Source organism: Mesorhizobium sp. M1338 (genome assembly GCF_040318045.1).
GTDB lineage: Bacteria > Pseudomonadota > Alphaproteobacteria > Rhizobiales > Rhizobiaceae > Mesorhizobium.
Map to the genome: position 1 here is coordinate 143,559 of NZ_JAMYLL010000001.1, position 12,436 is coordinate 155,994.

Annotated in this window: 12 protein-coding genes; 7 read left to right on the plus strand and 5 right to left on the minus strand. The window is 63.7% G+C overall.

Translation table 11 applies throughout. The features are described 5' to 3' along the window. Position 1 precedes the first annotated feature (1 nt). The 5 genes from NKH19_RS00775 to NKH19_RS00795 all read left to right on the plus strand — a co-directional run bounded on the left by NKH19_RS00775 (position 2) and on the right by NKH19_RS00795 (position 6,420). Positions 2-217: a hypothetical protein gene (locus NKH19_RS00775; protein WP_352863128.1), complete on the plus strand. Its 216-nt coding sequence runs from the start codon at positions 2-4 to the stop codon at positions 215-217. Then, positions 214-2,307: a potassium-transporting ATPase subunit KdpB gene (kdpB, locus tag NKH19_RS00780; RefSeq protein WP_352863129.1), complete on the plus strand. Its 2,094-nt coding sequence runs from the start codon at positions 214-216 to the stop codon at positions 2,305-2,307. Before NKH19_RS00775 ends, kdpB begins: the two co-directional genes overlap by 4 nt. A 73-nt stretch (positions 2,308-2,380) precedes the next feature. Further along, a complete protein-coding gene (gene kdpC / locus NKH19_RS00785; protein WP_352863131.1) occupies positions 2,381-2,944 on the plus strand; it encodes a potassium-transporting ATPase subunit KdpC in 564 nt (187 codons plus the stop codon). A gap of 57 nt (positions 2,945-3,001) precedes the next feature. Continuing rightward, on the plus strand, positions 3,002-5,731 hold the full coding sequence (locus NKH19_RS00790; protein ID WP_352863132.1) for a DUF4118 domain-containing protein: 2,730 nt from the start codon (positions 3,002-3,004) through the stop codon (positions 5,729-5,731). Then, positions 5,728-6,420, plus strand: a complete 693-nt coding sequence (locus NKH19_RS00795) for a response regulator transcription factor (protein ID WP_352863133.1) — start codon at positions 5,728-5,730, stop codon at positions 6,418-6,420. Before NKH19_RS00790 ends, NKH19_RS00795 begins: the two co-directional genes overlap by 4 nt. Before the next feature lie 14 nt (positions 6,421-6,434). On the opposite strand, the gene NKH19_RS00800 is transcribed toward NKH19_RS00795, so the two are convergent. The 5 genes from NKH19_RS00800 to rpsU all read right to left on the minus strand — a co-directional run bounded on the left by NKH19_RS00800 (position 6,435) and on the right by rpsU (position 10,611). Continuing rightward, positions 6,435-7,871: an MFS transporter gene (locus NKH19_RS00800; protein ID WP_352863135.1), complete on the minus strand. Its 1,437-nt coding sequence runs from the start codon at positions 7,869-7,871 to the stop codon at positions 6,435-6,437. Between the two features lie 204 nt (positions 7,872-8,075). Next, on the minus strand, positions 8,076-8,573 hold the full coding sequence (locus tag NKH19_RS00805; protein ID WP_352863136.1) for a DUF992 domain-containing protein: 498 nt from the start codon (positions 8,571-8,573) through the stop codon (positions 8,076-8,078). Between the two features lie 93 nt (positions 8,574-8,666). Then, on the minus strand, positions 8,667-9,143 hold the full coding sequence (locus tag NKH19_RS00810; RefSeq protein WP_352725195.1) for a DUF992 domain-containing protein: 477 nt from the start codon (positions 9,141-9,143) through the stop codon (positions 8,667-8,669). A gap of 205 nt (positions 9,144-9,348) precedes the next feature. Then, complete coding sequence (locus NKH19_RS00815; RefSeq protein ID WP_352863137.1) at positions 9,349-10,191, minus strand: tetratricopeptide repeat protein; 843 nt, start codon at positions 10,189-10,191, stop codon at positions 9,349-9,351. A 141-nt stretch (positions 10,192-10,332) separates the two neighbouring features. Further along, a complete protein-coding gene (gene rpsU, locus NKH19_RS00820; protein WP_023810129.1) occupies positions 10,333-10,611 on the minus strand; it encodes a 30S ribosomal protein S21 in 279 nt (92 codons plus the stop codon). Between the two features lie 134 nt (positions 10,612-10,745). On the opposite strand from rpsU, the gene NKH19_RS00825 reads away from it, so the two are divergent. Continuing rightward, complete coding sequence (locus tag NKH19_RS00825) at positions 10,746-10,910, plus strand: hypothetical protein (RefSeq protein ID WP_352863139.1); 165 nt, start codon at positions 10,746-10,748, stop codon at positions 10,908-10,910. Positions 10,911-11,101: 191 nt separating this feature from the next. After that, positions 11,102-12,169: a cyclic nucleotide-gated potassium channel gene (locus tag NKH19_RS00830; protein ID WP_352863141.1), complete on the plus strand. Its 1,068-nt coding sequence runs from the start codon at positions 11,102-11,104 to the stop codon at positions 12,167-12,169. The last annotated feature ends 267 nt before the right edge of the window (positions 12,170-12,436 follow it).

Here is a 12,436-nt window from a genome sequence, read left to right on the forward strand (position 1 = left end):
CATGCCCTGGTTCAACTCCATGCGTCGCAAGATCAGCCACGGTGGCGATCACGGGAAGGAGGAGAGACCTCCTCCTTTCCCGACCCTGTCGACGTTTCTCGGTCTTGCGGCAGTCATGCTCGTCCTCTGGTTGCTGGCCTACGGGCCGCCACACTTCTTTTCGGCAACCGATCGTTCGGTGCCATCCAACAACACCGAAGCCGGAGCTTCAAAATGAGCCGCTCGAAATCAGCAAGCATCATGGATGCCCGCATCCTGCTTCCCGCCATTGGCGGCGCCTTCCGCAAGCTCGACCCGCGCACGCTGGCCAGGAACCCGGTGATGTTCGTCGTCGCCGTCGTCTCGGCCCTCACCACGGTGCTGTTCGTCAAGGACCTAGTCACCGGCGGCGGCAATCTCGGCTTCACGCTGCAGATCATCATCTGGCTGTGGTTCACCGTGCTGTTCGCCAATTTCGCCGAAGCGGTCGCCGAAGGCCGCGGAAAGGCACAGGCGGATTCGCTGCGCAAGGCGCGCACCGAGACCCAGGCCAAGCTTTTGACCGGCGAAGACCGCACCAGATACAAACTCGTGCCCGGCACCAGCCTCAAGGTCGGCGATGCGGTGCTGGTCGAGGCTGGCGACATCATCCCGTCCGACGGCGAGGTGATCGAGGGCGTCGCTTCGGTCAACGAAGCAGCAATCACCGGCGAATCCGCACCGGTCATTCGCGAATCCGGTGGCGACCGTTCGGCGGTCACCGGCGGCACGCAGGTTTTGTCCGACTGGATCCGCGTGCGCATCACGGCCGCGTCCGGCCACACCTTCCTCGACCGCATGATCTCGCTGGTCGAAGGCGCTGAGCGCCAGAAGACGCCGAACGAGATCGCACTCAACATCCTGCTCGTCGGCATGACGCTGATCTTCGTTCTGGCCACCGCAACGATCCCGAGTTTTGCGACTTATTCGGGTGGCTATATCTCGGTCACCGTGCTCGTCGCCCTGTTCGTCACCTTGATCCCGACCACCATCGGCGCGCTGCTGTCGGCCATCGGCATTGCCGGCATGGACCGCCTGGTGCGCTTCAATGTGCTGGCTACGTCGGGCCGCGCCGTCGAGGCTGCCGGCGACGTCGACACGCTGCTGCTCGACAAGACCGGCACGATCACGCTCGGCAACCGCCAGGCGACCGAGTTCCGTCCGGTCAAGGGCGTCACCGAGCAGGAGCTGGCCGACGCGGCGCAACTCGCGTCGCTTGCCGATGAGACGCCGGAAGGCCGCTCGATCGTCGTGCTGGCCAAGGAGAAATACGCCATCCGCGCCCGCGACATGGCCACGTTGCATGCCACCTTCGTGCCCTTCACCGCGCAGACCCGCATGAGCGGCGTCGACATTGACGGCTCTTCGGTGCGCAAGGGTGCGGTCGATTCCGTGCTTGCCCATGTCAGCCAGTCGACGGTCGCCGCCCACGCGACGCGGCCCGGCAGCGATACCGTCCGTGACCTGCAGGCGATCGCCGACGAGATCGCCAAGTCGGGCGGCACGCCGCTGGCTGTCGAGCGCGACGGGCGCCTGCTCGGCGTCGTCCACCTCAAGGACATCGTCAAGGGCGGCATCAGGGAGCGCTTTGCCGAACTGCGCAAGATGGGCATCCGCACGGTGATGATCACCGGCGACAATCCGATGACGGCGGCGGCCATTGCCGCGGAGGCCGGCGTCGACGACTTCCTCGCCCAGGCGACGCCCGAGGACAAGCTCAAGCTGATCCGCGACGAGCAGGCCAAGGGCAAGCTGGTCGCCATGTGCGGCGACGGCACCAACGATGCGCCGGCCCTTGCCCAGGCCGATGTCGGCGTCGCCATGAACACCGGCACGGTCGCCGCCCGCGAGGCCGGCAACATGGTCGACCTCGACAGCGATCCGACCAAGCTGATCGAGATCGTCGAAATCGGCAAGGCGCTGCTGATGACGCGCGGCTCGCTGACGACTTTCTCCATCGCCAACGACGTCGCCAAATATTTCGCCATCATCCCGGCGATGTTCGCGGCCTTCTACATCGCGCCGGGGCAGACCACGGGCCCGTTACAGGCACTCAATGTCATGCATCTGGCGACGCCGCAGAGTGCTATCCTGTCAGCCATCATCTTCAACGCGCTGATCATCATCGCACTGATCCCGCTGTCGCTGAAAGGCGTCAAATACCGTGCCATCGGCGCCGGCGCGCTGCTCAGCCGCAACCTGCTCGTCTACGGTCTCGGCGGCATCATCGTCCCGTTCGTCGGCATCAAGGCGATCGACATGATCGTCACCTCACTCGGCCTCGCTTAACTCTGTGTTTTAACGCAATTCCCTAGGGAAAGCGCTACGCACTTTTCCTGGAATTGCTCTGAGGAATATGTCCATGCTCACCCAGATAAGACCCGCGATCGTCATGATCGTCTTCTTCACGGTGCTGACCGGCCTGATCTATCCGTTGGGCATGACCGGAATCGCCCAGGCGCTGTTCCCGCGCCAGGCCAATGGCAGCCTGATCGAGAAGGACGGCAAGGTCATCGGCTCCGAACTGATCGGCCAGGCCTTTGCCAGCGACCGCTATTTCCATGGTCGCCCCTCGGCTGCCGGCGACGGCTACAATGCCGCCGCCTCGAGCGGCAGCAATTTAGGTCCGACCAACCCCAAGCTGATCGACCGCATCAAGGGCGACGCGGAAAAGCTGAAGGCGGAGAATCCGAACCAGCCCGTCCCGATCGATCTGGTCACCACTTCCGGCAGTGGCCTCGATCCTGATATCAGTCCCGAAGCGGCCTACTTCCAGGTTGCCCGGGTGGCGAAGGCCAGGGGGATCGATGAAGCCAAGGTCAAGGCGCTTGTCGACCGCCAGGTCGAGGGCAGGGAACTCGGCTTCATGGGCGAACCGGCGGTCAATGTGCTTGGTCTCAATCTTGCGCTGGACGCCGCGAAATAGGGAATGGCGGCGGCCAGGGATCGACAGTATCCCCGGCGCCATCCATGATCGAACCTGATGCCGGACGACAGAAGCAACGATACCAGACCCTCTCCCGACGCGCTGCTCGATCATGCCGAGCGGGAGGGACGCGGCCGTTTGCGGATATTCCTCGGCGCCGCGCCGGGCGTCGGCAAAACCTACGAAATGCTGATGTCGGGCCGCGCCCGACTGGCCGACGGCGTCGACGTGGTGATCGGCATCGTCGAGACGCATGGCCGCAAGGAAACGCTGGCCCTGGTCGAGGACTATGAGGTCATTCCGCGCCGCAAGGTCGACTACAAAGGGCGCATCCTTGACGAGATGGATATCGACGCCATCCTTGCCCGGCGTCCGGCGCTGGTTCTCGTCGACGAGCTCGCCCATACCAACGCGCCCGGCAGCCGCCATCCCAAGCGCTATCTCGACGTTCAGGAAATCCTGACGCACGGCATCGACGTCTACACGACGCTCAACATCCAGCATGTCGAAAGCCTGAACGACGTCGTCGCCCAGATCACCAAGGTCAGGGTGCGCGAAACGGTTCCCGATTCCATCATCGACCAGGCCGACGATGTCGAGATCATCGATCTTACCCCCGACGACCTGATCAAACGGCTCGAGGAAGGCAAGGTCTATTTCCCCAACACCGCCCAGCGCGCGATCGAGAACTACTTCTCGCCCGGCAACCTGACGGCGCTCAGAGAGCTGGCGCTGCGCCGAACCGCACAGCGCGTCGACGACCAGTTGCTGATCCATATGCAGGCCCATGCTATTCCCGGACCATGGGCTGCCGGGGAAAGGGTTCTCGTCTGCCTCGACGCGCGTCCGGGAGGAGCGGCCCGCGTCCGCTATGCGCGCAGGCTGGCCGACCGGCTGCGTGCCCCCTGGACGGCGCTGCATGTCGATAGCCCGCGCTCGGCCAGTATGCCCGAAGAGGATAAGGACCGGCTCGCAAACAACCTGCGCCTCGCCCAGCAGCTTGGCGCCGAGGTAACGACCATTCCGGGGCAGAATGTAGCGCAGGACATCGTGCGTTACGCGACGGCGAACAACTTCACCCATATCGTGGTCGGCAGGCCGACCCGGTCGCGCTGGCGGGAATTGATCGAAGGCTCGCTCACCTATGATCTCATCCGCAATGCCGGCGACATCAGCGTCCATGTCATTTCGGGAAACGAACGCGGCACGGAGGCGGCGTCGAGGAGCGTCAGGGCGGCGGACGAGCAGTGGCAGTTCGAGATCTGGCCCTATCTAAAGGCCACGGCATTTGTCGTGGGCTCGCTCGCCTTCGCCATGCTTCTCGACCAGTTTCTCGACGTTCGCAATCTGGCGATCATCTTTCTCATCGCGGTGCTGGCATCGGCGGTGACCGGTGGCCTGTGGCCGGCTCTGTATGCCTGTTTCGTCAGCGCCCTTGCCTTCAACTATTTCTTCCTGGAACCGCGCTACACGCTGACCATCCGGGATCCGGAAAGCATTGTCGCGCTCGGCGTGTTCCTGGTTGTCGCCGTTATCGCCAGCAATCTGACGGCGCGCGTGCAGCGCCAGGCGGTCGCCGCCCGCTCACGGGCGCGGGCGACGGAGGACATCTACCTCTTTTCGAAGAAGCTTGCCGGTGCCGGCACGCTCGACGACGTTCTCTGGGCCACCGCTTTCCAGATCGCCTCGATGCTGAAGCTGCGGGTGGTGCTGCTTTTGCCGGAAGACGGAACGATCACCGTCAAGGCCGGCTATCCGCCTGACGACACGCTGGCCGAAGCCGACATCGCCGCCGCCCGCTGGGCGTGGGAGCACAACCGTGCCGCGGGTCGCGGCGCCGACACGCTTCCCGGCGCCAAGCGCCTCTACCTTCCCTTGCGAACCGGGCGCACGGCGATCGGCGTCGTCGGCCTCGACAATGACAAGCAGGGACCGCTGCTGACGCCCGAACAACAGCGCCTGCTCGACGCGCTGGCCGACCAGGCGGCTGTCGCCATCGAGCGCATCCAGCTGGTCGCCGACGTCGACCGCGCCAAGCTCGCGGCCGAGGCGGACCGGCTGCGCTCGGCGCTGCTCACCTCGATCTCGCATGACTTGAAGACGCCGCTCGCCGCCATCATGGGTGCGGCCGGCACGCTGCGGGAATTCGCGCCGACACTTCCCGAACAGGACCGGGTGGAGCTTTTGTCGACCGTGCTCGACGAATCCGAGCGGCTGAACCGTTTCATCGCCAATCTGCTCGACATGACCAAGATCGAGTCCGGCGCGATGGAGCCGAACTTTGCCTTCCACTATGTCGGCGACATCGTCGGTTCCGCCTTGCAGCGGGCCAGGAAAATCATCGGCGAGCACAAGATCGAGACGGACATCCCCTCGGATCTGCCGATGTTGAAGGTCGATCCCGTGCTGTTCGAGCAGGCGCTGTTCAATCTCCTCGACAATGCAGCGAAATACGCGCCGGCCAGCTCGACGATCCGCATGCAGGGCTGGATCGACAATGGTTCTGTCCTCCTGCAGGTCATGGATGAAGGGCCGGGCATCCCCCCCGGCGATCTGGAACGGATTTTCGATACCTTCTACCGGGTGCGCAAGCGCGATCAGGTCCGCGCCGGCACCGGGCTCGGGCTCTCGATCTGCCGTGGTTTCATCGAGGCGATGGGTGGGACGATCACGGCGGCAAACCGGACCGATCGTTCGGGCGCGGTCTTCACCATCAAGATGCCTAAGCCGGCCAACCCGCCCGATCTCGACGCCTCCGCCACGGATGATGTGGGTGACTTGGCATGACAAACTCGAACGTCAGGATACTGGTCGTCGATGACGAGCCGCCGATCCGAAAGCTGCTGCGTGTCGGGCTCGGCAGCCAAGGCTACGCGATCAGCGAGGCGCCGAACGCCAAAGCGGCGATCGAGCTGATGGAGGCCGAGAAGCCGGACCTTGTCCTGCTCGACCTTGGCCTGCCCGGCATGAGCGGCCATGAGCTGTTGCGCAAATGGCGTGACGACGGCCTCGACATTCCGGTGGTCATTCTGTCGAGCCGCACCGACGAGGCCGGCATCGTCCAGGCTCTTGAACTCGGCGCAGACGACTATGTCACCAAGCCGTTCGGCATGAACGAACTGGTCGCGCGCATCCGCGTGGCGCTGCGGCACAAATTCCAGCAACAGGGCGAGAAGCCTGTTTTCCAGACCGGCGACCTGTCCGTCGATCTGGTCAAGCGCATCGTCAAGGTCGAGGGCAAGGACGTAAAGCTCTCGCCGAAGGAGTACGATATCCTGCGCATCCTCGTGCAGCATTCAGGCAAGGTGCTGACCCACCATTTCCTGTTGAAGCAGGTCTGGGGCGATTCGACCGACGTGCAGTATCTCAGGGTCTATGTCCGGCAGCTCAGGCAGAAGATCGAGAAGACCCCCGACCAGCCGCGCTACATCACCACCGAGACTGGTGTGGGCTATCGTCTGCGCGAGGTCGAGTAAGCCAGGACCCCGGTCTAGCCAACAGCCTCTTGCAGTCGATTTGCTGTTGTCGATGCCCGCAGAGCCGCCAGGCAGCCGACAATGCCGAGCGGCACGAAGGCGAGAAACAGCCAGGATGCGACATTCGCCGCCGCGTCGTGGTTCAAGCCTTGCGAAAAGCCGCTGGCGTTGGCGACGATGCCGGCGAGTGCGGCACCCACGGCATAGCCGATGCGCTGCATGGTCGGCACCGCCGCCGAGGCGATGGTCTGCTCGCTTTCAGGCGCTGAGGCGACGATGACGCGCGTCAGGAAGGGCCAGGAGATGCCGAAGCCGCCGCCCTGCAGCAGCGCGCAGATCAGGATCAGCGGGATAGAGCCTAGGGGTATCGTATAGGCAAAGCCGGCAATACCGGCCGCGATCATCACCGCGCCGCCAACGATGATCAGCCGCTCGCGCCGTGGCGGCGCGTTGGCGACCAGGATCGACAGGATCGACCAGGCGATCGATTCGGCGGCGATGATGTAGCCGGTGGTCAGCAGCGGAATGTCGTGCAGGCTGGTCAGCAGCAGCGGTCCGTAGACGCCGAAGGAACAGGTCGCTACCGAAAAGGCGGCAACCATGGTCATGCCGGCGCCGACCGGCGTTCGCCACGAGAACAGCCGCGCCGGAAACAGCCGCGAGCGCGGCTTCAACGCGTCGATGGAGAAGAACAGCACCAGGCCAGCCAGGCCAAGGACCATCAGCAGCGAGGAACGCAGCAATGCGATGTCGACGCCGGCCGAGGCGATCAGCACCACGGCGACGGCAAGGCAGCCAAGGGCCGCGAACGGGAAGGGCGGCGCCATGCCTATGCTCGTCCTGGGTTTCGTCGCCTCCGGCGTGTCGAGCACGATGAAACTTGCCAGCGCCATGGCGGTGCCGCCGAGGGTGAAGACGCCGAAGGCCCAGCGCCATGACAGCAGCTCGGTCATGATCGCGCCGAGCAATGGTCCGCTGAAGGCGGCGACGCCCCAGATCGCCGACATGATGCCGAAAAGCTGTGGCCAGATGGCGCGCGAGAACAGCCGCTCGACCGAGACGAAGGCCAGCGACACCAGCGCCCCGCCGCCAAGTCCTTCGATAAGGCGGCCGGCGAGAAACAGTTGCATGGAAGGCGAGGTGGCACAGATCAGCGCTCCGGCTGCGTAAAGGAGCGCGGCGACCACCATGTTGGTGCGCAGCGCGACATAGCTCACCAGACGTCCGGCCGCCGCGCCGGCAACGATGGCGCCGAGCTCGTAGATAGCCAGCGACCAGCCGACGAGCTGCACGCCGGCCAGTTCGCCGACCATGGCCGGCATCACGGTTGCCACCATGGTTTCGTTGGTGGCGTGCAGCAGGATGCCGAGGCTGATGAAGCAGAAGCGCGCCAAGTCGCCGCTTGCCCACAATGCGCGCCAGTCGACCCTGTTTGTGTTGATATCGGTCATGTCCACCCCTGCCTTGCAATATCTTGACGCCAGAGCAGGACGCCAGAAGCCAGTACGGATTTCCGGCAGGACCATGCGCGGGCAGGAGCGTGTATCGCGCGCCGCTTCAAGCGCGCTGCTCCGGTCGGGGCAGGCTTGTAAAACCTCAACCGAGGTTGAGCTCAAGCGAATTTTTCGGGATGTGGTTGCGGTCCGGTGGCGCGATCAATTCTCGGTGCTGCGCAACTGGAACTGGCTGACGCCGATCGCGAGGTTCATGCCGGTCTGCGTCTGCAGGCTGAGCGGCTGCAAGGTGAAGGCCTGCGAGGATCCTCCGACCAGCAGATTGGCGCCGGCGCCGACGGCCGCCGTCACCTCGGCGCTGGCGCCGATATAGTCGCCGGCCAACGCGCCCGGGGCATAGATATTCTTCAGCGGCGTCAGCACGATCCACTGCATGAACGTCTGCTTCGTCGTGCCGATGTCGAGGCCGTATTTGTTGACGGCGCCGAAATAGGCTTCCGGCGCGAAGCTCTTGTCGGCGGGATTGAAGGTGCAGCTCAAATCCTTGCTCGAGCCGAAGATGAAGCCGGTGCCGCCGCCGATGGCGCAATCGAGCGTGCCGAGTTCTAAGCCCTGGTCCCGCGCATGCGCCGCCCCGGCAAACACAGTGGCGATCACGGCGGCGGCAATGGCTGTCTTCAGTCTGGCTGTCTTGGGCATGGCAGTCCCCCTCAAAAACAAACGGCGCGGAACCATCCTATCTGGTTTCGCGCCGCAGGGTGAGGGGTCGTGGAGCGCATGGCTCCACTGCATTCACTTGAACGAATGGATGAGCTGGAGCGAGGTCACGGCCACGGCAAGGTTGACGCCGGTCTGCGCCTGGACGCTGAGCGGCTCCAACATGAAGGCGCTGTCCAGGCCGCCAACAAGCAGATTGGCGCCGCCGCCGGTCACGACGCTCGCCTCGGCGTTGACGCCGTAGTAGCTGCCGGCGAGATCGCCTCCGTCGCGGTCGCGCGTTGCCGCCAGCACGGCCCAGACGAGCTGGCCTTGATGCGTCTTGCCGACATCGAGGCCGACCTTGGAGATCACGCCGGTGTAAACCTCGGACGGTCCGTGATGATGGGGGCGGAAGACGCAGGACACGCCCTTGTTGGACGCGACGATATAAGCGGTGCCGCCATCGATGGTGCAGTCGAGCGTGCCGAGTTGCAGCTTGCCGGCGCTGGCCGGGGCGACGGCAAACGCCGTCATGGCGAGGACAGCGGCGCAGGCGAGTTTCTTGATCATGGGAGGTCCTTTCGCAAATTACTTTTTGACAACGGATTGGGTGGGCAGACCGTTCCGCTGAAAACTTGGCGCGAACAAGGCACGGGTCGACGCCTTGCTGCCGGGGTTAACACGGGGTTGCCGGAGTGCGTCTTTTCGGACACGCAAAGGACGCCGCGGCACTTGGATGCCACGCAGATTGTGTGGGAATGCTTGCCGAAATCGATCAGCTGACGCGGGCGAGGCCATCCTTGGCCGGCTGGTAGGCCGGGTTTAGATGGATGGCTTCGTGATAGGATTTCGCCGCCCTGGCCTTGTCGCCGCGCCGCTCGTAAATCAACGCCTGGTTGGCCCAGGCCTCGGCATTCTTGCCGTCGAGCTTGATCGCCATGTTGAAGTCGGCGAAGGCGTTGTCCTCGTCATTTGTCGCCAGGTAGGAAAGGCCGCGGCCATTGTAGGGTTCGGCGGCGTCCGGCGCCAGAGAGATGGCGGTCGAGAAGTCCTCGATGGCGAATTTGTGCTGGCCCTGACTCTGATAGATCAGGCCGCGATTGTGGTAGGCGCGCGCGTCGGTCGTGTCGAGCTGGATCGCCTTCTGGAAGTCGTTGAATGCGTCCTGGGTGCGGCCCGCCTTGCGGTAGAGATTGCCACGGCCGATGTAGGCGGCGTCATAATTTGAATTGATCTGAATCGAACGGTTGTAGTCCTCGAGCGCGGCCGTCTGATTGCCGAGGAAGCGCTGGATGAGCGCGCGGTTCGAATAGGCCTGGAAGAAATTCGGGTTGAGTTGGATGGCCTGGTTGAAATCCTTGAGCGCCGCCTGGTATTGGCCGCCACGGCCATAGGCCGAGCCGCGCACGTTGTAGGCTTCGGGATCCTGGGGATTGCGCTGAATGACCGCCGACAGCGAGGAGATGTTCTCGCTCGACCCCTGCGCCTTGTCGATGTTGTTGAATTCGCCGGTCGGGCCTGACGTCTGGCAGCCGGCAAGCGCCAGTCCGGAGAGCAGGGCCACTGTCAGGGCGAAACCACGCAATGCGGTACCGCGCTCCACGCTTGTTGCGTTCATGTCTGCCCTGTCCTCACTTCAAGCCGCGTCGCTCAGGTCCGATTCCCCCCTCCGGGCCGGGTCACAACCAAAACAAAAAGGTGGCGGCGATTCCGCATCGCGCCACCTCTGATATCCTTCGAAAAGGACGAAAAATTGGCGTTAGAACCGCGGCGGACGCGGAGCACCACCTGCACCGCCGGCGGCGCCAGCAGCAACGGGGCGCGGCGTCATCGGCAGCAGGCCTTCGCGCTGGGCGCGCTTACGGGCCAGCTTGCGGGCGCGGCGGACAGCTTCAGCCTTTTCACGGGCGCGCTTTTCGGACGGCTTCTCGTAGTGACCGCGCATCTTCATTTCGCGGAAAATGCCTTCGCGCTGCATCTTCTTCTTGAGAGCGCGAAGCGCCTGATCAACGTTATTGTCGCGGACGAGTACCTGCACGGGCAATCCTGTCTTTCGGGTTTGATATCAACAGGCAAGCGGCCATAGCCACTAGCCTCCGCGGCGGTTTACACCACGAATTGGGGCGGCTGATAGCAGAATCATGCCGCGCTGTCCACAACCGAAATGGAAGAATGGCGCCGGACGCGACCGGCAGCGCGCGTATTGCTCTTCTTGGCGCCGACCAGTTCGAGCTGGCGGCAACCGATCCCAACTTGGTGGAAGGTTCCGCAAGACCGCTGGATAAGCAATTCATCTCGCTTGACGGCTACGCCGTCGACCAATCGTCGTCGACCTAGCCCGATCCGCGGAAGGCTGACCATCGCGCAATTGCCGGATCGGGTCATTCTGGGTTGTGGCCTGTCTGTTCGCTTTCCCGGACATCTGAGTTTCACCGTTGGTGATGAACATCGCAGCGAAAGTAAGCACCTTTGCGCTTGCCTTGAAGGCATCCTATTCTGGAGGAATAGCATCCACTCGTGGGCATAGAATGTCGGTACTGCCTTTCGTAAGAATTTACGCGCCGCTCAACGCGCTGCTGGCTGCGACTGGGCTTGGGGCGGTGGCCATGCTCACGACACCAGACATGTCCGGACGAAGCAGACTGGCTCTGGCTGCCGTGCTCGCGGTCATTTGGGCCGTCTATCTCCTGGAACTGGCCGAGACGCTGCTCAAGCGCCGGGCGAAAGACGTTCGGGACAGGACGCCGGCTATCGCCATTGATGTGCTCGCGGTTTTGGTTCCACTCGCCGCATTTCTGCTCGTCGGCACGCCGGACCGGAGCCTCTACTGTGCTGTCTGGCTGCTGAAACCGCTGCGCGACTCGACTTTCTTCCCGCTGCTGGGCAGGATCCTGACCAACGAAGCGCGCAACCTGATCGGGGTCACCACGGTATTCGGCATCGTTCTGTTCGGTGTTGCGCTCGCAGCCTTTGTCATCGAGCGCGACGTCCAACCGCAAAAGTTCGGCAGCATCCCCCAGGCAATGTGGTGGGCGGTGGTCACGCTGTCCACCACGGGCTATGGCGACGCTATTCCGGAAAGCTTCGCCGGCCGCGTCCTTGCCGGGGCGGTCATGATGAGTGGCATCGGCATCTTCGCGCTCTGGGCTGGCATTCTTGCCACCGGCTTTTATCAAGAAGTCCGTCGCGAGGATTTCGTCCGTAATTGGCAATTGATCGCCGCCGTGCCGTTGTTTCAGAAGCTCGGCCCGGCCGTGCTGGTCGAGATCGTGCGCGCGTTAAGACCTCGTATCGTGCCGGCGGGCGCTGTGATCTGCCGCAATGGCGAGGCCGGTGATCAGATGTTCTTCGTCGTGGAGGGGCGTGTCAGCGTCGCGACGCCACACCCGGTGGAGCTTGGTCCTGGCGCCTTCTTCGGCGAGATGGCGCTGATCAGCGGCGAACCGCGCTCGGCGACCGTCAGCGCCACAACGGCGGTCTCACTCCTGTCGCTGCACTCGGCGGATTTCCAGATGCTGTGCAGCAGCAGCCCGGAGATCGCGGAAATCATCCGCAAGACCGCGCTCGAGCGGCGCGGCGCGGCACCTAAGGGTTGACCGTACTAAGCGTTCGTCAGGAGCAGGGCGCGATTCAAGGCTGCCCAACTGCCTGTCAATGATGGGGCGGCTCTATCGGCCACGCGCGGCAAGTCGGTGGTCGCCAAACATCGCAATTCAATTAATTCGGCTATCCCATCAGCAGGGCGAGCATCGACAAACTGCTTCAGGCGATCGACCGACAGAATCATGGCAAGGCCCCGAGTCATCTGCCAGGGAATTGCCGCGGAACCGCCGCATCCATGGAAACGCCGCGGTCCGGTGCGT